Annotated in this window: 16 protein-coding genes; 13 read left to right on the top strand and 3 right to left on the bottom strand. The window is 46.5% G+C overall.

All coding sequences use genetic code 11. The features are described from left to right. Positions 1-108: 108 nt before the first annotated feature. Complete coding sequence (locus PP175_RS22270) at positions 109-4,404, top strand: AAA domain-containing protein (RefSeq protein ID WP_272440412.1); 4,296 nt, start codon at positions 109-111, stop codon at positions 4,402-4,404. 67 nt (positions 4,405-4,471) lie between these two features. Here the strand turns inward: PP175_RS22270 and PP175_RS22265 are convergent, their stop codons facing one another. Continuing rightward, a complete protein-coding gene (locus PP175_RS22265) occupies positions 4,472-4,684 on the bottom strand; it encodes a hypothetical protein (RefSeq protein WP_272440411.1) in 213 nt (70 codons plus the stop codon). Between the two features lie 200 nt (positions 4,685-4,884). Between PP175_RS22265 and PP175_RS22260 the strand changes: the two genes are divergently transcribed. The 4 genes from PP175_RS22260 (at position 4,885) to PP175_RS22245 (ending at position 8,734) form a co-directional block, all read left to right on the top strand. Next, a complete protein-coding gene (locus PP175_RS22260; protein WP_272440410.1) occupies positions 4,885-5,643 on the top strand; it encodes a DUF3891 family protein in 759 nt (252 codons plus the stop codon). Between the two features lie 400 nt (positions 5,644-6,043). After that, positions 6,044-7,246, top strand: coding sequence for a DUF1343 domain-containing protein (locus PP175_RS22255; protein ID WP_272440409.1), 1,203 nt, complete (start codon positions 6,044-6,046; stop codon positions 7,244-7,246). Between the two features lie 94 nt (positions 7,247-7,340). Further along, on the top strand, positions 7,341-7,541 hold the full coding sequence (locus tag PP175_RS22250) for a ChaB family protein (protein WP_272440408.1): 201 nt from the start codon (positions 7,341-7,343) through the stop codon (positions 7,539-7,541). 110 nt (positions 7,542-7,651) lie between these two features. Further along, positions 7,652-8,734 (top strand): DHH family phosphoesterase, encoded by a 1,083-nt coding sequence (locus PP175_RS22245; protein WP_272440407.1) that lies wholly within the window; start codon positions 7,652-7,654, stop codon positions 8,732-8,734. Between the two features lie 121 nt (positions 8,735-8,855). On the opposite strand, the gene PP175_RS22240 is transcribed toward PP175_RS22245, so the two are convergent. Further along, a complete protein-coding gene (locus tag PP175_RS22240) occupies positions 8,856-9,473 on the bottom strand; it encodes a 3D domain-containing protein (protein WP_272440406.1) in 618 nt (205 codons plus the stop codon). A 248-nt stretch (positions 9,474-9,721) separates the two neighbouring features. Between PP175_RS22240 and mnmA the strand changes: the two genes are divergently transcribed. After that, positions 9,722-10,837, top strand: coding sequence for a tRNA 2-thiouridine(34) synthase MnmA (mnmA, locus tag PP175_RS22235; RefSeq protein WP_272440405.1), 1,116 nt, complete (start codon positions 9,722-9,724; stop codon positions 10,835-10,837). Between the two features lie 43 nt (positions 10,838-10,880). On the opposite strand, the gene acnA is transcribed toward mnmA, so the two are convergent. Then, positions 10,881-13,631, bottom strand: a complete 2,751-nt coding sequence (gene acnA / locus PP175_RS22230; protein WP_272440404.1) for an aconitate hydratase AcnA — start codon at positions 13,629-13,631, stop codon at positions 10,881-10,883. A 121-nt stretch (positions 13,632-13,752) separates the two neighbouring features. Between acnA and PP175_RS22225 the strand changes: the two genes are divergently transcribed. The 7 genes from PP175_RS22225 to PP175_RS22195 all read left to right on the top strand — a co-directional run bounded on the left by PP175_RS22225 (position 13,753) and on the right by PP175_RS22195 (position 20,345). Further along, positions 13,753-13,941: a hypothetical protein gene (locus PP175_RS22225; protein ID WP_272440403.1), complete on the top strand. Its 189-nt coding sequence runs from the start codon at positions 13,753-13,755 to the stop codon at positions 13,939-13,941. A gap of 127 nt (positions 13,942-14,068) precedes the next feature. After that, positions 14,069-14,554 (top strand): CcdC family protein, encoded by a 486-nt coding sequence (locus tag PP175_RS22220; protein ID WP_272440402.1) that lies wholly within the window; start codon positions 14,069-14,071, stop codon positions 14,552-14,554. Between the two features lie 249 nt (positions 14,555-14,803). Further along, a complete protein-coding gene (locus tag PP175_RS22215; RefSeq protein ID WP_272440401.1) occupies positions 14,804-15,496 on the top strand; it encodes a FadR/GntR family transcriptional regulator in 693 nt (230 codons plus the stop codon). A 137-nt stretch (positions 15,497-15,633) separates the two neighbouring features. Then, positions 15,634-17,298, top strand: coding sequence for a lactate permease LctP family transporter (locus tag PP175_RS22210; protein ID WP_272440400.1), 1,665 nt, complete (start codon positions 15,634-15,636; stop codon positions 17,296-17,298). 103 nt (positions 17,299-17,401) lie between these two features. Then, on the top strand, positions 17,402-18,133 hold the full coding sequence (locus PP175_RS22205) for a (Fe-S)-binding protein (protein ID WP_272440399.1): 732 nt from the start codon (positions 17,402-17,404) through the stop codon (positions 18,131-18,133). After that, positions 18,130-19,629, top strand: coding sequence for a LutB/LldF family L-lactate oxidation iron-sulfur protein (locus PP175_RS22200; RefSeq protein WP_272440398.1), 1,500 nt, complete (start codon positions 18,130-18,132; stop codon positions 19,627-19,629). The genes PP175_RS22205 and PP175_RS22200 overlap by 4 nt, the downstream gene beginning before the upstream one ends. Then, the gene (locus tag PP175_RS22195; RefSeq protein ID WP_272440397.1) at positions 19,626-20,345 is read left to right on the top strand and encodes a LutC/YkgG family protein; all 720 of its coding nucleotides are present in this window, start codon (positions 19,626-19,628) and stop codon (positions 20,343-20,345) included. Before PP175_RS22200 ends, PP175_RS22195 begins: the two co-directional genes overlap by 4 nt. Positions 20,346-20,998 lie beyond the last annotated feature (653 nt).

Here is a 20,998-nt window from a genome sequence, read left to right as displayed (position 1 = left end):
GTGCCCAATTCCTGTTTTAGCTTCTCTTTTGTAAATTTATGATAAAATATGGCTATTAACGTCTATTTTTCATGTGAACAATTTTCTAAGAAATTAAGGTGGGAAAAAATGTCCGTAAAACCTCAACAAATATTTGAATATCTGCTGGCCATAAAAAATATGACATCCCCGCCGATGCGGGATTTCCGCGATTATGAATACTATCGATACCTGGAAGAACTCCCACAGGGAGAAGGGTGCTATCTTTTAGGAGAAGGAAACGATACTGATGCATGGATAGAGGTACATAAGCAGCAAATATCACCGCCTCCACGCCCAGCAAAAATGCTGGAGGCCTGGATAACAAACGGTTTTCGTGATGAAACAGTTGTTCCAGAAGTGTATGAAGAGAAGAAATTACCTCCTGCACAAACAGATTACCACGAAGAACCCACTCAAACCGAAAAGTTTACCGATGACATTGAGCGGGCCCGTCTTTTCGATGACTGGCTGGACATTTGGAAGGGATGGGCCGAAGATACAAAACGAAAGAAACAAATTCAGGAATTTTATGGTTTTCTATTTGCCTTGGTTCAAAGGATTGAACGCGAAGGGGAATCCATTGAGTTGGGTTTTGGCCACGGACTCCTTTCCTGGAAACATCCACAGGGAGACGTAATGCATCCTATCCTAATTACACATGCAGAGCTTACATTTGATGCTGGCAAGGGTATTTTTTGTTTAAAACCTAACCAGCGCGGGACCGTTCTAGAAACGGAAATGCTAACAGGTCTTGAGATTCCGAATCATGCCCATCTTCATAAAATGAAACAATCGATTGGAGAGGCTGGGATAGATCCAAGACACATTGAAAGTGTGGCAGGTTTCTATAAAGAGTTAGTTCAAACGCTTGATCCAGATGGGGAGTACGGCAAGAAGCTGGATAAAGTTACGCTTTCTTCTACCCCTTATATAACTGAAAAGCCCGTACTATTTATAAGAAATCGTTCCGCCCAGTTGTGGAAAGAGGAACTTTCCCAGATTATTGAATACCTCAATAACAATGGTCAAGCCCCAAAAACAATTCAGGCTCTGCTGCAGATAGAACCCCTGTTGCAAAATGAATCGGAAAAAAGAGAATGGAATGCTATTGGTGAAGATTTACTGTTTCCGCTGCCGGCTAATGAAGATCAGAAAGAAATTGCCCGCCGCCTTGCGGGGAATTTTGGTATCACCGTTCAGGGACCACCGGGCACAGGGAAAAGCCATACCATTGCCAACTTAATTTCGCACCTGCTGGCCCATGGCAAAAAGGTGCTGGTTACAAGCCATACAGAGCGTGCACTTAAAGTGTTGGCAGATAAAATACCCGAAGAAATCCGTTCTCTGTGTGTTCCTGTACTGGGCGGAGATGCCCGTTCTCTGCAGGTGATTGAAGATGCCGTCCGTTCTATCTCGGATAAAATGGAATATTACGATGTAGAAATGCTAAACAAGGAGATAGAGATTTTTCAGCAGCATCTGATAGGGACGCGAAATAATATTGCACAGTTAAAGGAAAAGCTCCGACAAGCTGCTTCTGCATCCCACCAGACTGTGGATTGGAAGGGAAAAGAACTCTCTGCAATAGATGCTGCGAAGAAATTGCATGAGGAGCAGGCACATAACTGGCTGCCTGATGCCATTGGACTGCAGGCTTCTTTTCCTTTATCCGACAAAGAATTTAATCGTTTATGGGAGCTCCGGGGAGAGCTGCAGGCTAAGGATTCCTCCATTGTGGAGCAATATCTGCCGGATGAAGAGAAAGTCTTATCCCCACAAACCGTGAGGGAGTTCTTTGTTGAAGGAGAAAATTTAGAACGGCAGGTAGCAGATGCTCAGCACCATATTACACGGTATTCGATCCCGCTTGAGGAAAACTTTCTTGCAGAAGCTGCCGAACATGTAGAGGCTATTATAGCGGAGAATGAGATATTAGATACTGCTTATCTAAGTCAGATAATAATGGATGTAACTGCAGGAGGAGAAAGGGAAAAAACGTGGGTAGATCTCACAACGGATGCATCAAATGAGGTCAATGAAATTAGCATGTTAACTCGCAGACTGGCAGAGTATGAAATTACGCTGCCTGATAAGGAACTCCATGAGATAAAGCAGGATTTATATGTTATTAAGGAGCGCCTTGCTAAAAGGAAGCTTGGGAAGCTGTACTTGATGACTTCCGGTCGAAAAGTAAAATACCTGGCAGAATTCGGGGTTATTAACGGCAAACATATTGAAAACCTACAAGAAGCGGAAGTCGTACAATCCTTCATCAAACTCACGGAAAAGAAAGAGCGTTTAATAAGAAAATGGAATGCAACTATCCAGGAAGTGAATGGTCCTGTGTTTAAACAGGAGGAGGGTAGGCTGACAGCCCGCTTGGATGAAGCAGTTGGTCATATTAAAAAGGCAGTTGGCTTGGCGTATAAGATTATGAAAGCGCAAAAGGTCATGCAGAGGTTACGTCCGCCCTCAGGTTTCTCTTTTTATTCATCTGAACAACTTCACGATTTAGCCCATGCATTAGAGGAAGCAAAATGGGCTGTCAAAAAAGAGTTATGGGATAAATCGTTTGCACAGCATGAAGCTAATCTTGATACGCTTCTTTCCAGGGACAGGGCACATAGTAATTGCCAGCACTTATTAGAGGTATTTCGTTCTAGAGATATAGACGGCTGGGCCGAGGCATACGAGATTATGGGGAGGGTACATGAACTCCGAGATAAGCATCGGGCGTTTAATGAATTGTTGGATAAAATCCAGTTGGCTGCTCCAAACTGGGCTAGCCACATACGGACAACAATGGCAAGCGCAGTTGATTTTCCAACCGATTGGAAGCAAGCATGGGAATGGAGTCAGTTGAACACGTGGCTTACCATACTTAACAGTGAAGGCCCTGAGAAGATGGAGGAGAAGCTGCAGGCAGAACAAAAGCACGAACGAAAGCTGATAGAACAAATTGTGGCCAAATCAACTTGGAAAAAGCAGATTGAGAGAACAACTGAGCCACAAAAAAGGGCTCTTCAGGCATGGAAACAAAAGATAAAAAGGATCGGTAAAGGAACGGGGAAATATGCAGACAAGTTTCGGAAAGAAGCACGTGAGGAAATGGATCAGTGCCGTCCCGCGATTCCTGTATGGATTATGCCAATTCATCGGGTTATTGAAAATCTGTCTATAAGTGATGACAAATTTGATGTTGTTATTGTGGATGAGAGCAGTCAGTGTGACCTATTTGCTTTGTCCGCTTTACTACGTGCAGAAAAAGCTGTGATTGTCGGCGATGACGAACAAATTAGCCCCTCAGCAGTAGGGGTTCATCAGGAAGAGGTCCGCTCTTTAATTTCCCGCTACCTGGTTGATGTCCCACAAGCCAATAGTCTTGATATGCAGACATCCCTTTACGATATAGCTGCTCGTGTGTTCCCGGGAAAATTGATGCTCAAGGAACATTTTCGGTGTGTACCGGAAATTATCCAGTTCTCCAATGATTTAAGCTACGGGGGAGAGATTATTCCTCTACGCCTTCCAACTCTTAAAGAAAAGATTGAACCCGCTGTTGTCACCAAGAGAGTGATAGGATACAGGAGCGAAGGAACAAGAATATTCAACGAGGCAGAGGCAGAAGAAATAGTGAAAGATGTAAAAGAAATGGTTGCAGATCCGGCTTTTGAAGGGAGAACGATTGGGGTCATTTCATTGCAGGGCCAGCATCAGGCACAATTAATCGAATCGAGACTCCGCGAAGAAATTGGTGAAGAAGAAATCGTAAAAAGAAAGCTTATTTGTGGTGACTCTTACGATTTTCAAGGGGATGAAAGAGATGTTATTTTCTTATCGCTTATTGTTGCAAATAATGTTCGCTTTATGCCATTAACCAAAAAAGATGCACAACAGCGCTTTAATGTGGCCGCCAGTCGTGCGCAAAATCAACTGAGGTTGTACCATTCAGTCGATCTCTCCGAGTTAAACCCTGAGGATATGCGTTATCGTCTGCTTGCTTATTGCCTAAATCCATCAAGAGTTATGGAAAGGGTAGAAGAAGCGGAAAAGTTGTGCGACTCTCAGTTTGAAATTGATGTTCTCCGAATGATTACTGCCAAGGGATATCAGGTGCGACCGCAGGTTCAGGTTGGCCGCTTTCGAATTGACTTAGTAATTGAAGGGGTAAAAAACCGATTGGCTGTAGAGTGTGACGGTGACAGGTGGCACGGAATTGATAAATGGGAGGAAGATCGTGAAAGGCAGCGTATCCTTGAGCGTGCAGGGTGGATCTTCTGGAGAGTTCGGGGCAGTAAGTTTTATCTGGACCAAAAGAAAGCGATGGAGGATTTATGGATAAAGCTTGACGAGATGGGGATCGATCATGAAGCTGTCTCATAGTTGCATTCTGGATAAACAAAAGACAACCGGTCCAATTTGAAGGCCGGCTGTCTTTTTATTTGATGTATTAATGAGTGTCGGTCGATTCAATCAGCGTGATTTTATCTTCATGTACCCAGAAGCCCATATCTTTTCGGTGGTCTTCAATGACATCACCGGTTATAATGCTTTTTTTAAACATGGTTGGGGCCTGCAGCCCTTCATTTCTGTCCCCTGTGTGAAGACCCCATGCTTCAGGGGAGATTGAGGTTAGTGAGTTTTTCTTCTCCTGTGTTTTCATATCATACTTCTCCTTTGGCTGTGGTTATCTCTTATTTACTCGCTTTTCTTTACCACGCATTAGGTCCTTTTGTAACCTGAATCAGGGGTGATTGTGCAGAAAAAAGTCGGAAAAGATACCCGAAGTGAAACGCTTAAAAACAGGCTTATCCAAAAAAATAGGTTGTCTGATTTGCATATAAAACAAAGGGAGGACTTATCGTGATTGTATATGAGCAAAACAATCAGTGGGTTATGATCACGCAACATGACCATGCTGCGGTATCGGGACAGGTGGCGAAAGTGTGGCGCAAGGATGTGTTTGAGGGTATGCACGTTAGAGATGATGTGCTTTACGCGATTGCCCAGCACGATAGGGGCTGGATTGGCTTGGACCAAACACCCTTTTGGAATGATGGCGAAAAGAAGCCGTATTCCTTCCAAGACTTCCCTGCTGTTCCCAAGCTGGCGTTTTACCGCAAGGGTGTGGATGAAGTGGAAGCTCACAGCCCATACGCAGGACTGCTGTGCAGCCTTCATTATGTCTCTTTTTTCCCGCATCCCGATAGTCCGGATGTGATGGCGTATCTTGCCGACGAAAAAGCGAGACAGAATAGAATTAAGGGGGAGCTTGAGTTTAACCAGCGAGAGCTCGTATTTCATTTTGATCTGCTGCAATTTTGCGATAATCTTTCGCTTTATATGTGCATGCAGGAACCGGGAGTGACTAAGGAAAAAGAGATAACCTGGTTCCGCAATGGTTTTCCGCAGCAGTTCCGTTTTACACAGGGAAAGAAAGTCATGGCAAGATGGGTGGATAATGAACATGTATCGCTGCATCCTTTTCCTCTGCAGGCTGAAACATGCGTGTCGGTTCCGGCCCGGGCGGTTTCCATGGAAGCTGCCCACAGAGCAGGCATTGCAGCTGCCTATCATGATGCGCCAAGGGATCATATAAGGGTCACATTCGTGCAAGGTTAACGAGCCTATTAATTGGTTTTTTTATCGTATGGGAAAGTATTTGGCTTTAACTTGTTGGTGCGTTGAGCGATTTTTTAAATGGGACCTCCGGTCCCCAAACACCCAAGGAAAACATCGTGAGGCGCATGACCGCACCTTTCTTTCCCCTTGTGGAGCGTGTGGAACAGAGGGCGAAAAAGACCGGCAAACTGTCTCCATCACTGAGATACCCAGATGTTTTTGCCGGTCCGCCCGTAGTTCCGCAAAGCGGCCGTAAAAGCTTCTATGAGGGGAAAGGAGAGAGCGGCATGGCCCGCGATGTTTTTCTCATTGCTAATTAAGGAAACTTATGGGTGACTCCCGCGTCCAATTATGTAGAGCAGGAACAGAACCTGCAATAGATGGAAGGGAGTTATACAGAATGAAAGGGAGAAAGGTTGTGCTGCTTCTGTTGGTCATGCTTCTGGCAATTGGAATCAGTCTGCCAGTCGCCGCCCAGGGGCAGAAGCCTGTAGTCAAGCTGGGGGATGACCTCTTGCTTAGCAAGTATAGCAGACTAATAGACGGGAAAAGGATAGGTTTTGTAACGAACCAGACTGGAGTCAACAGCTTCGAACAGAGTATGATCCAGCTGCTTGCTGCTTATCCGAAAGCAAAGCTGACTGCTTTGTACGGTCCGGAGCATGGCATTGATGGCAAAGCATCAGCGGGAGCTACTGTGAAGACTTACATGCATCCGACCCTGCACATCCCGGTGTACAGCCTGTATGGGGATACCCGGATGCCTACAGTGAGTATGCTGAAGAACGTGGATGTGCTGGTTTTTGATATACAGGATATTGGGGCGCGTTCTTATACGTTTATGTCAACCCTGAATTATGTCATGCAGGCTGCCAGGCGTGACAATAAGCCAATTGTAGTTTTGGACCGTCCGAACCCTCTTGGCGGTGTTATTGCTGACGGCCCGGTACTGGAGGATAGATTCAAGACGTTTGTAGGGGTCGATAACTTGCCTATGACACACGGGATGACGCCGGGTGAACTCGCACAGTTCTTCAATCGTAAAATCGGTGCGTCTTTAACTGTGATTCCGATGCAGGGCTATAAACGAACAATGATTTTCCAGGATACGGGGCTTAAATGGGTTCAGAGCTCGCCGTTTATTCCAGATCTCGCTTCAGTTTTTGGCTATTCTGCTACAGGGCTTGGGGAAGGGACAACCATTTATCAGGCGGACGCGTTTAAATGGGTAGGCGGCCGAGGCATTAATTCACAGAGATTTGCTTCCCTGTTAAACGCCGCCCATCTTCCTGGCGTGCGTTTTGTGCCCTATTCCCGTGGTTCTGCTGGAGGCGTCAAGCTTGCGATTACAGATTGGCATGCGTTTAACCCGGCTAAAACGGGAATTTACGTGCTTGCGTATGCCCATTCACTGAACCATTTTTCGGTGCCGACAAGCGGAAAAACGCAGGCAAGCATTGTTATGTTTGACAAGATCATGGGAACAGATAAAATCGGATCGTATTTAAAGCAGGGATTAACCGCTCAACAGATTGAAGCAAAATACGCTGCCGGGCTCAACAAGTTTAAACAGGATCGGCGTAAGTACTTGATCTACCAATGAGAAAGTCGGTGACACCAAGCGGCAGGGGTTAAGGCAGCAGCCTTGATTTTAACCCGGTAAGAAAGGGTAAGACGAAGGATAAGGAGGGATGATCATGCCTTATAAATCAACTTCTGATCTGCCTGATACAATGAAGGACAACCTGCCGGGCCATGCGAAAGAAATTTTCAAGGAAGCATTTAATTCGGCATTAGAGGAATATAATAAAGAAGAAACCGCTTTTAAGGTTGCATGGAGTGCGGTCAAAAAGAAATACGAAAAAAACGATGACGGTGATTGGGTGAAAAAAGAGTAGCATGATGCGGGTGGTCAATCCACCCGTATTTTTGATTGCCTGGCGTTACACAAAATACCCGTATACTGGTATAATCGAATGAGGTATGAAATAAACGAGGTGTAGCGCAAATGAATCCGAAGCAAAATATCAACCTGCATGACTTAATCGCTAAAGCGGAGAGCCTGGGAATGAAAGTGAAAGTGAGCCCGGGAAGCGAGCTTCTTGTACAGCAGCCTGCAGGGAAAAAGAAAGCACGTCCGCATGACGAGAGGGACAGAAGAAAAGGAAAAGTTAAGCTGTTCACGCACAACGACACAGACGGAGTAAGCTGCGGAATACTTGCTAAACTTGCATTCGGTGACCGTATACATATTGACTACTGCAATTATGATGACATAAACAATAAAATTCAAAGGTTTATCCAAGAGTTTATGCACCGCTATGACCAAGTTTTTATTACGGATATCTCTGTGAACGAAGAGATTGCAGCGCAGATTGACGAGTTAGTGAAGCAAGGAAAGATTAGATTCCAGCTGCTGGACCATCACCAGACTGCCGGCTGGCTTAATCAATACGAATGGGCGAGTGTGCAAGTAAGGCATGAGAATGAAAAACTTGCAAGTGGAACCAGCCTTTATTATCGGCACCTGACAGACAGCCGTTTGCTGGCAGAAAGCGAGAAACTGTCTGCTTTTGTTGAGCTGGTGCGACAGTATGATACATGGGACTGGAAGGAACTAAACAATCAGCATGCCAAACAACTCAATGATCTTTTCTATATTACAGGCCGCGACCGATTTTTAAATCGCTTTGTATATGACAGCTCTATTGAATTTACGGAAGCAGAGGTCATGCTGCTTGAGCTGGAGCAGGATAAAATTGATAAATACATAAAGAGCAAATCCCGGGATGTCATTTTTAAAGAGATTTGCGGGTATAAAGCGGGCATTGTGTTTGCTGAGCAATATGTGTCTGAGCTGGGCAATGCACTTGCTGAGCAGCATCCGGAAGTGGACTTTATTGCAATGGTGAACGTAGGCCGCGTGATTAGCTACAGAACGGTGAAAGAGGATATCAATCTTGGCGATATAGCCGGCGTATTCGGCGGAGGCGGACACCAGAAGGCTGCAGGCAGTCCCGTGGCTCCGGAATTAAGGGAGAAGATAGTCCATCTGCTGTTTAGCGAGGTAGAAGAAGCGCTGACCCTGTAGATTCACAATAAAGAAAGTAGAAAAAAGGGCGCCTGGGCGCCCTTTGCATTATTTTTAGGGAAGATGAACCGTATTTTGTATGCAGGTTTTATGTATGTATGAAGGTTCATTCACTTAATTTTTATGGCAATGAAAGGACTTTTACCGTTACGTTGCGAACGCCCCAGTTATTAACCGCGGCTTCATCGGAAAAACCTACATCAATCCTTGTCCCTGTTATCGCCCCGCCGGTGTCTTCTGCCACACATTTTCCGTATCCTTCTACCCACAACGTTGTGCCAAGCGGAATGACGGCAGGATCTACTGCTACTACGCCGTGGCGAACCCGGGTGCCTAAACATGTGCGGCCCGTACCTGAGTATGCTGTCGCATAAGAAGTAAAAGTAGCCCCTGGGCGAATCATGGATCGCAGTTCGGAACGTGAAGACTTTTTAACTCTTTTCTTGGCTTTGGAAGAAAGCTGTATAACTGCTGCATCCTCATTAACAGCGGCTGCAAGGCCGAGAGGAGCTAATTCTTTTGCTGAGACTTCTCCGTTAGGAAAGGGGGCTTGTGCCCGGTCGCTCGGGATTTTTAAAGGAAGATCCTTTTGTATGGAGTGAGAAGTTTCAGCAAGAGAACTAAAGAAATAAACTGTGAGAAAAATTAATGCCGTGCCGACGCCGATTATTACAGACCAGAGATTCGGACTGAAAACCCTTTCTTTCTTAGATAAAACGCGCTTCTTGTACTTTGTCATAACAACCTCCCTTTTTGAAAAAAGATAGTTGTACTACCTAAGTGCTACTTGAGTATACCACAGGGTGATAAAAAAGTCACTATTTTTTAGAAAATTTTGTTTTTTACAAATAAATAAATGATTCGCCGCATTGTGTAACTTGCCGTGAACAAGGATATTGTATTTGTTTGAAGGATATTCTATTTGTTATAATAAAGAAACGGCGAAAAATTTGCCGTTTATCTAAAAAAGCAAGGAAGTAGATATATATGAATAAATCTCCACAAGATACCCGCGTTGTTGTAGGTATGTCTGGTGGCGTTGACTCCTCGGTCGCTGCTCTCTTGCTCAAGCAGCAGGGATATGATGTCATTGGCATTTTCATGAAGAACTGGGATGACACGGATGAGTTTGGCTATTGCACAGCTGAAGAAGATTATGAAGATGTAAGGCGTGTGGCCGGACAAATTGGTATCCCTTATTATACCGTTAATTTCGAGAAAGAGTACTGGGATCGCGTGTTCACGTACTTCCTCGATGAATATAAAAAGGGCCGCACACCTAATCCAGATGTCATGTGTAACAAGGAAATTAAGTTTAAGGCATTTTTGGACAGGGCACTCGAACTCGGTGCCGATTATCTGGCCACCGGGCATTACGCTGCCAATGATTTTAAAGACGGGGAGTACCGTTTGCTTCGGGCAGCTGATATTAGAAAAGACCAAACGTACTTTTTAAATCAGCTTAGCCAGCAGCAGCTATCACGCGCGATGTTCCCGCTGGGCCACCTGCAGAAGCCTGAAGTTCGCCGGATCGCTGCCGAAGCTGGCCTCGCAACGGCAGGCAAAAAGGACAGCACAGGCATTTGTTTTATCGGGGAACGGGATTTTAAAGGATTCCTGCAGTCTTATTTGCCCGCTAACCCAGGTGAAATGCGTACCCTGGATGGGGAAGTAAAAGGCCGTCATGACGGGCTGATGTATTATACGCTCGGTCAGCGGCATGGCCTGGGCATAGGCGGCTCAGGTTCCGGTGAACCATGGTTTGTGGTTGGCAAGGATCTGGAACGCAACATTCTGTATGTGGCACAGGGTACCGATCATGGTAGCCTCTATTCCGATAGTCTAGTGGCAAGTGATATCCACTGGATTAGCAAGAAGGAAATGCCCGAGACTTTTAGATGCACCGCCAAGTTCCGCTATCGCCAGCCGGATCAGGGGGTCACCGTGCACCGTAAACCCGACAACACCTGTGAAGTTGTATTCGATGAACCTCAACGGGCCATCACACCTGGACAGGCAGTCGTCTTCTATAAAGATGAAGTTTGCCTCGGTGGAGGTACGATTGAGAAAGCCTTCAAAAATAACGAAGCGGTTCTAGCCTAAAGCAAAGCGGCCTGTCCCCAATACGGGACAGGCCGCTTTTTCGCTAGGTATTTCGAATCCCCGTGTCGCTTTTATCCTGAATCAGATTTCGCAGAACCATGGGCAGGATTCCGCCGTTCTTGAAGTAGTTGACTTCTACGTCGCTGTCGAGGCGCACGATACAGGGGAATTCAAACGATGAACCATCGGTGCGGACGGCTTCTATCGTGATGGTTTCACGGGGTGACAAATCATCGTTAAGTCCCACCAGATCGAACGTTTCATCACCTGTGATTGCCAGTGTTTCGGCACTGATTCCTTCTTCAAACTGAAGCGGAAGGACGCCCATTCCGACCAGGTTGCTTCGATGGATTCTTTCAAAGCTTTCTGCAATTACCGCCTTCACGCCAAGCAGGAGGGTGCCTTTTGCTGCCCAGTCACGGGAGCTGCCTGTGCCGTATTCTTTACCGGCAATAACAAGCGTTGGCGTATGATTCTCCATGTACTTTATGGCAGCGTCAAATATCGACATCACTTCACCGGTGGGCAGGTAGGTGGTGACACCGCCCTCTGTACCGGGTGCTATTTTGTTGCGAATCCGGATATTGGCGAATGTTCCCCGCATCATCACTTCATGGTTGCCCCGTCTTGAACCATAAGAATTAAAATCGTGCACATCCACCCCTTTATTTTGCAGGAATAGGCCTGCAGGGCTTTTTGGCGAGATAGCGCCAGCCGGGGAGATGTGATCGGTAGTAACGGAGTCGCCAAGCAACGCCAGCACCCGGGCTCCTTTTATTTGTTCAATCCCATGGGTATCCAGCGAGAAATCCGTGAAAAATGGCGGCGATTGAATATACGTTGAATCCCTGTCCCATTTATATAATTCTCCGGTGGGCACCGGCAGCTCATTCCATTGTTCATTGGAGCGCAGCACATTTTCGTAATTTGCGCGGAAGATGTCCGAAGTGAGCGCCTGGGACATCGCCTGCTGAATTTCCTCCGGCGATGGCCAAATGTCGCGCAGGTAGACCGGTTGCCCATCCTTGCCGTGTCCGATGGGTTCACTATACAGGTCAATATCGACAGTCCCTGCCAGGGCGTAGACCACAACAAGTGGAGGGGATGCCAGGTAATTCGCTTTAACAAGCGGATGAATGCGCCCTTCAAAGTTTCTGTTTCCGCTGAGGACGGCGGCGACGGTTAAATCATTGTCCCGTACAGCCTCCGTAACCTCTGGTATGAGCGGACCGCTATTGCCGATGCAGGTGGTGCACCCGTACCCGACTACCTGAAACCCAAGCTTATCCAGATACGAAAGAAGTCCGGCGTCCTCCAAATACTGCGTTACGACGCGCGAGCCAGGCGCCAGACTCACTTTAACATTTGGATTGCGCGCCAATCCTTTTTCAACCGCTTTTTTAGCGACGAGGCCCGCTCCAAGCATGACGGAGGGGTTGGAGGTATTCGTACAGCTCGTGATGGCTGCTATGACAACCGAGCCAGTCTCGAGCGTAGAGCGGCTTCCATCGGCATAACTGACGGGTACCTCTTTCCCTATTTCCTCGTCTGAAAGGCCGAACCCACCTTCATTGACAGGTGTGCGCAGGGTTTCTTCAAATTGCGTTTTCATATCCGTGAGATTGATGCGATCTTGTGGCCGTTTTGGACCGGCAAGCGATGGTACAATGGTCGATAAATCGATCGTCACAACTTCTGAATATTCAGGGTCAGGCATATCGTCAGAACGGAAAAGCCCCTGAGCCTTTGCATAGGCTTCAACCAGTGCAATGCGATCCTCACTGCGCCCGGTGGTCCGCAGATAATCTAGTGTCCGGTTATCAATAGGGAAGAATCCGGCAGTTGCCCCGTACTCAGGGGCCATATTGGCGACAGTTGCCCGGTCTTCAAGCGACATCGCATTGAGTCCATTACCAAAAAACTCAACAAATTTGCCAACTACTCCCTTTTTGCGGAGAATGTTGGTTACGGTTAGTGCGAGATCGGTTGCCGTAGAGCCTTCGGGGAGTTCGCCTGTCAGCTTAAAGCCTACCACGCGTGGCACCAGAAAATAAGTGGGTTGTCCCAGCATAGCCGCTTCCGCTTCAATTCCACCCACACCCCAGCCAAGCACCCCCAGCCCATTCACCATTGTGGTGTGGGAATCGGTTCCCACCAGGGAGTCTGGAAATAATTCCAGCCCACCCGGCGTTTCCTGGGAAGCCACAACGGTGGCCAGGTATTCTAGGTTGACTTGATGGACAATGCCTACAGAGGGTGGAACAACGCGAAAGTTTGTAAACGCCTGGGTAGCCCAGCGCAAAAATTTGTAGCGCTCGTTGTTACGGGCAAATTCTAAATCCATGTTCACAGTCAGTGAGCGGTCTGTTCCGAAATGGTCAACTTGAACAGAATGGTCAATAACGAGGTCTACCGGAATTAATGGATTGATCTTTCCGGCATCCGATCCCAGCTGATCAACGGCCTTGCGCATAGCGGCCAGGTCCACAACAGAGGGGACACCGGTGAAGTCCTGCAGCAGGACGCGTGCGGGCATAAAGGGAATTTCATGAATGTCTTCCGGCCTTGGGTTTGGGTTCCATCCTGCCAATCTTCTTACATATTCTTCAGTGATGATTTTACCATCGTTTTTTCGGAGTACCGCTTCCAGCAATATTTTTATTGAGAAAGGCATCCTGGAGATGTTGCCGATTCCCTGTTCTTCAAGCGTTTGCAAGCGGTAATAATAGGCTTTGCGGCCATTTACATTTAACTCTGTGCGGGATAGATCACGGAGTCGCTGTTCTTTATGCATAATACCCGTCCTTTCAACCTTATTTTTCAAGTATAGTATGTGCCAATTTTCAGTGGTTATAAGTGGAAAAGGGGGCATACTACATACGCGATTTAAAGTTTACCTGAAAGGAGGCAGCCTCATGAAAGCAGAAAATTCGCAGGGTCCAGACTCGCAGCACGGTGTGTATACAGAGGATACGGACGAGGGAATAAGCCGCATGGAAGACGAAGGCGGCGGGGTGGTTGACCAGGTCAACCCTGCAGCCGATCCTGTGCTGCGCACTTTCCTTGTGGACGTGGGTGAACCATCGGACGAACAGGCTAAATAAATTGGTGATATCGCAGCAAATCATAAAAAGCCGGGGATCACCTGGCTTTTCGCTTTCCTTACATATTTCACTTCGCTGCGTGATTATGTATAATAGAGAATGAACGGTTGACAATTGAAGGGAGGACATGGTTTTGATAACAATCATTAGCTCGATTGTGGCATTATGCATGGCTTTGATGGTTTTCTTTGTCCGCATGCGAGCTGCCAATAAACCGGCGTCCGTTAAAAAAATTATTCTGCCCCCATTTTTTATGAGTTCAGGGTTCTTGATGTTTTTATATCCGGGTTTTCACGTCCCTGTAGAATATGCGATAATTGCTTTTTTTGTGGGTATGTTATTTTCATATCCGCTCATTATTACTTCGCGTTTTGAGGTGGTGGGCAAGGATGTATACCTTAAACGTTCGAAAGCATTTGTTTTTATCCTTCTGGGCCTTGTGGTGATCCGCCTTGTCTTGAAAACTTACATTAGCCAGTACATTAATGTTATGGAAACAGGGAGCCTTTTCTTTGTTCTTGCATTTGGTATGATTGTTCCATGGCGTATTGCGATGTATTTTAGTTATCTTCGCGTTCAGCGCGAATTAGATGATAAAACCATATTAACTTGATCGATAAACTTTACTTGAAGGTTAAAGACCAGAGCTGCGTGTGCTCTCCATTTACTGAACAAATGCACCGTGAACTGCTGGTCTTTTTTTATGGAATAAGATAAATAGCCTACCTTAAAGGGTCAAAGTGGTTCTTGTTTTTTTTTTTTTTTGGAAGAATATTGACAAAAGACTGAATACTATATTAAGATAAAACCACTTGCTACACATCTGATGACCTGAACGCAAACCAAATAGGGGTTGAAAGCGTTGCCACAGTTTAAAGTTAAAAAAACATATGAGGAAGTAGCAGACTATTTAAAAGAGCAGATTATATCTGGAACGTATCGGCCCGGTGAAAGGCTCCCATCCCTTAGAGAACTCGGGGAAACCATGGGGGTAGGCCAGTCCACTGTCAGGGAGGCGATTAGTTCTCTTAAAACAATTGGCCTGGTTAAGATCAAGCAGGGAGAAGGGACATTCGTTACAAAGATTAATCCGGAAGAGTTGTTAAGCGCCTTCGAAGGCATTCGTCTTGTGACCAAACGGGATATTTACGAACTGCTTGAAGTCCGCAAAATTCTCGAAACAGGAACGGTTCGGCTTGCAGCAGAGAGACGATCAGAAGAAGAACTGGCCAGAATTGAAAGGGCACTTAAAGAAATGGAAGAAGCGTTGAAGCTGGGTGAATTGGGAGATAAGGCAGACTGGAATTTCCACTATTCGGTTGCAGATGCCTCTCATAACGAAATTTTAAAGTCCGTAATGCTTTCCATGTCAGAAACCATGGAACGGACGCTAAAAGCCAGCAGGCAGAAGTTATACAGAACCCGGACTAACCCTGAACAGCTGTATCAGGAACACCGGGATATTTATGAGGCCATCCGGCTTCAGAACAGCAGTAAGGCGGAAGAGGCCATGCTGTATCACTTGCTGGGAGTAGAGAAAAAAATGCTCAGCTAGTTTTTTTGGCCAAGTTATCTGATCACCTTACGTATATGCTTAACATCAGATCACCCGAGAACTATACAAAAATGTACCCAGGTTGTTTCGCCTTCGGGCGTACACATAAAAATTAAGAGGTAAAAGAGGTGTTGCGAATGCATACTTGGACGCAGGTTTACAATCCACTGGGGAACATCTGGCTATCTGCTTGTGTCGCACTTATTCCGATCGTATTCTTCTTCCTTTCGCTGACTGTTTTTCGCATGAAAGGGCATGTAGCCGGCTTGTTAACGGTGGTGATTACCGTGATTGTAGCGATCACTGAGTATCAGATGCCTATCAAAATGGCCTTGGCTGCTACAGGTTATGGTTTTGTTTATGGGCTGTGGCCGATTGCCTGGATAATTGTAACCGCTGTCTTTCTGTACAAAATTACGGTTAAGACCGGTCAATTTGAGATTATTCGATCTTCAGTTGTTTCGATTACGGAAGACCAGCGGCTGCAGCTCATACTGGTTGGCTTTTCGTTTGGTGCATTTCTTGAGGGAGCAGCTGGTTTCGGTGCTCCGGTAGCCATTACAGCTGCCCTTCTCGTTGGTCTGGGCTTTAACCCGCTTTATGCAGCCGGATTGTGCCTTATTGCTAACACGGCGCCGGTAGCATTTGGCGCCATGGGGATTCCGATTACGGTTGCGGGTCAGACAACCGGGATTTCAGCGATGCACATCGGCCAAATGGCCGGGCGTACGCTTCCGCTTCTGTCTGTATTTGTTCCTTTCTGGCTTGTGTTTATCATGGATGGCATTCGTGGCATTCGTGAGACCTGGCCCGCTGTACTGGTAGCCGGGGCATCCTTTGCGATTACGCAGTTTATCACTTCGAATTTTGTCGGACCTGAGCTTCCGGATATCACATCCGCGCTTGTCAGCTTAATCTGTCTGGCTTTATTCCTAAAAGTATGGCAGCCGAAGCGCATTTTCCGTTTTGACGATAAGAAAGCGCCAGCCCACCGGGAAGTGGCGGCAGCTGCGGAGGCTGTACGCTATACAGGCGGCCAGATATTTAAAGCCTGGTCTCCGTTCGTTGTATTAACGATTATGGTGACCATTTGGAGCGTACCGGTATTTAAGAAGCTGTTTGATAAAACAGGTCCTTTGAAAGATCTTGTATTCCAATATAAAGTTCCTGGCCTCCATAATTTGGTGCTTCAGACCACACCTATTATGAAAAAGCTAACACCTTACGCTTGTATATTTAAGTTTGACATTGTGTCTGCGACGGGAACGGCGATCTTGCTCGCCGCCATTATCTCGATGGTTATTCTCAGAATGAAGGCAAAAGACGGCGTCCAATTATTTGGCGAAACGTTAAAAGAGCTGGCTAAACCGATTTTCTCCATTGCAATGGTACTTGGTTTCGCCATGATTTCTAATTACTCAGGCATATCATCTACGCTTGGTCTCGCGCTTGCCGCAACGGGTGGATTATTCCCATTCTTCTCGCCTTTCTTAGGGTGGCTCGGGGTATTTCTTACCGGTTCGGATACGTCGAGCAATGCATTGTTCTCTAATCTGCAGAATGTTACGGCCGCACAGATCGGTGTTAAGCAGACCTTGCTCGTAGCAGCCAATACAACGGGTGGTGTAACAGGGAAAATGATTTCACCGCAGTCGATAGCGGTAGCTTGCGCGGCTGTAGGTCTTGCGGGTAAAGAATCTGACTTATTCCGTTTCACCGTTAAGCACAGCCTATTCTTCCTTGTTATTGTCGGTATAATCACATATGTTCAGGCTTACTATTTAACTTGGATGATTCCATAGAGAAAAATCAGGAGTTAGTTTGAGTACAGGGGAGAGATCCACCGTTTTAATTACGGTCGGGGTTCTCCCTCTTGCTTTTGACGTTATGAAGGAGAGATGAATCATGAAAGTTTCTATGTTTATTACGTGTTTATCTGATGCTATTTACCCGAAGGTGGGCGAGGCCATGGCAAAAATTCTTAGCCGATACGGGGTGAAGCTGGATTTCCCCGAGGTACAGACCTGCTGCGGCCAGCCGGCTTTTAATAGCGGGTATTGGGATGAGGCACGCGCTTCTGCCCGCACGATTATCGAGGCTTTCGAAGACAGTGATTTTGTGGTAGTACCATCCGGATCTTGCACGGGAATGGTGCACCATTATTACCCTACACTTTTCAAAGAAGACCCGGTTATGCTGGAGAAGGCGAACCGTTTGATTGAAAAATCGTATGAGTTCAGCCAGTTCCTTGTCAATGTGCTGGGTGTCAAAGACCTGGGGGCGAAGTTTCCGCATAAGGTTACGTACCATCCATCTTGCCACGGCACCCGGCTGCTCGGGATAAAAGAGGAGCCGCGTACATTGCTTGCGAATGTGCAGGGCCTGGAGTTTGTAGAGCTGCCGTTTGGCGAGGACTGTTGTGGATTTGGCGGAACTTTCGCGGTAAAAATGCCGGATATCTCGGGCGCCATGGTGGAAGAGAAAGTGGATCATATTCTTGAAACGGAAGCTGAAGTGCTTGTTGGTATGGATATGGGATGTCTGATGAATATATCTGGCCGGCTTCATTATGAAGGCAAACCGGTAAAGGTTATGCATCTCGCAGAATTGCTGTATGAAGGAGTGAAAGAGGCATGAGTGATTTCAATCCAACCCTTACTTTAAAGGAGCGCGCGGAGGTCGCGCTTAACGATGAATTCCTGCGCAATGCGGTTAAGTTTACAACGCAGAAACTGCGCACCGGGAAGAAAGTGGCGTCTGATGAGCTTGGCAACTGGGAAGATTGGCGCGAGCGGGCGCGGGCTATCCGCCTGCACACCATTGCCCATCTTGATTATTACCTCGGTGAATTTATAAAAAATGCCAGAGCCAATGGGGTGCATGTCCACATTGCTTCTAATGCGGAAGAGGCAGTCGATATTACCATGAAGATTGCAGCCTCGAAAGAAGCAAAGTCCGTTGCCAAATCGAAATCTATGGTGTCGGAAGAACTTCATATCAACCATGCGCTTGAGCAGCAGGGGATTGAAGCGGTGGAAACCGATCTGGGCGAATACATTATTCAGTTAGCGGGTGAGACCCCTTCTCATCTCATCATCCCGGCTATTCACAAGAACAAACAGCAGGTTGCTGATTTGTTCTCCGAGGTGAGTGGTGAGACGCTTCCTGCGGATACGAAAGTTCTCGCCGGATTCGCCCGGGCTAAGCTTCGAGAAAAATTTCTAGAGGCCGATATCGGGATGACCGGGTGTAATTTTGCGATAGCCGAAACGGGTTCCATGGTTCTTTTCTCTAATGAAGGCAATGCCCGGATGGTGAGCACCCTGCCCAAGACGCAGATTACGTATATGGGTATGGAGCGGATTATTCCGTCACTGGAAGATCTGGAAGTAATGGCGACCATGCTGCCCCGTTCCGCTACGGGCCAGAAGTTAACGGTATATATGTCCACCATTACAGGTCCTCGGAGAGCGGAAGATTCAGATGGGCCGGAAGAGATGCATATTATCATCATCGACAATGGCCGGTCTGAGCAGCTTGGCGACCCCGAATTCCAGGAAGTGCTTAACTGCATTCGCTGCGGGGCGTGCCTGAATGCTTGTCCGGTATACCGCCATGTTGGCGGCCATACGTACGGGTGGGTATACAGCGGGCCGATTGGGGCTGTACTTACTCCGCGCCTCAATCAGGACATGGAGAAGTGGGGCGAAGTTGCCTACGCTTCAAGCCTGTGCGGTGCTTGCCATGAAGCATGCCCGGTGAAGATTCCGTTGCATGATATGCTTGTTTATATACGTCGCCAGAAGGTTGAAGAAGGCTATACGCCTTCCACAGAACGAATGGCTTTTAAAGGGTTTAAGTATGTCATGTCGGATTACAGACGATTTAAACGATCCATGAAGCTGGGTAAAATTGGGCAAAAATTTGTTGCAAAAGATGGTGTGATTAAGTCGAAAATGGGTCCGCTGAAAGGGTGGAATACGTACCGGGATGCACCGACGATGGCTGAAGAGTCTTTCCGTGAATCCTGGAGCAAGCTTGACTGGGAGCTAAGCCGGGACACACCATCAATGGATCCAGAAATATTAAAGCGCATGAATGAGGCTATTGCAAAGCGAGGTAAAAACAAATGAGTAATCAGGATATTATTAGGGAACTGGATGAGCAGGCCAAGAAAAAAGAAGATGAGTTTTTAAATCACCTTGCTGCCCGGTTAAAACGTCCGCGCATTACGAGTAAACCGGATCAACCGTTTCGCGGTGCGCCGGATTTCTGGACATCTTATGAGTTGCCACCCAATGAACGAATAAAGCTTTTTATGGACAATTGGACCAGCATGGGCGGCGTTGCAGAGCGGTTTGCCGACATCGACGAAGCTGTTGCGTATATTGCGGAACTTGCAGGCAAGATGCAGGCAAAATATGTAGTACGCTTTGATGATCCGGTATTGGAGCAGGCGAATATTGATGATCGAATTCCGGGTACCGAGATGACCATCTGGAATGAAAAATCACAGGAAAATATCATGGCTAAAGCTGCCGGTGCGGATATTGGAATTGCGGTTGTGGATTATGGGATAGCCCATACCGGAACGGTGGTCGCCGTATCCGGCGCCAAACAGGGACGCTCGGTAAGCCTTCTTCCTACTGTATTTATTGCCATCGTACGAGCTTCTGATATCAAAACCCGCATGGGAGAAGTAATGACTGATTTACAGCGGAGATTTGGAACTGAACTGCCTGCGGGTGTGCATTTTATTACCGGGCCGAGCCGTTCATCCGATATTGAAAACGACCTGACTATCGGGGTGCATGGACCTGGTATTGTGTATGCGTTGGTTATTGATTAAGGAATCTTTTTAAAACATTTGATAACGAAATGATTAGTAAAGCCCGCGTGGTTTCTATAAATTAGAACTCTAGGCGGGCTCTTTAACGATTTTCCGTTTTGACCTACAAGGAAGGCTGACGCATCCACCTCCATATCCGAGGGTGCATTCCAATTCACCACCACACTCAGGTGCGTTAGTGTTAATCTTAGTTAAATCAACCTTTTCTCCCCTTATTAATGTATGTACCATGTGAGAACCCCTTTCTCAAAAAAGCAGTTGGTTAATCGGATTTTCTTTGTATCGATAAGAACTATTGCTAGCTTTGTAATAGATGACGCTTAGCTCTTTGCGTAATAAAATTGAAATTCTTTAACTTATTCTACCATTGACTCTTCATTATTCCAGTAATAATTGAGAGTTGCCCACTCCGTAGCCTCCACTAAAAGGCCGTGTAAAACACCTTGCTATGGGCGTGATTATTCCGGCATAGAGCCAACAACGTTGTGCATGGGAAGTAAAAAAATTATTGATTAAATGATTAAATCGTGTTAAGCTATGCACCTACCTTCCAAAGGGCTTATTCTACTAACTATAGTAGTAATGGAAAAAATAAGTTATTGATTAATAAAGTTAAATGTTATATGATAGTTAAGTCGCCGCTGATAACTGAT

This window comes from Aneurinibacillus sp. Ricciae_BoGa-3 (assembly GCF_028421645.1).
In the GTDB taxonomy this organism is placed as follows: domain Bacteria; phylum Bacillota; class Bacilli; order Aneurinibacillales; family Aneurinibacillaceae; genus Aneurinibacillus_B.
The sequence above is the reverse complement of the archived record's forward strand: the minus strand, read 5'-3'. Positions and strand labels throughout refer to the sequence as shown.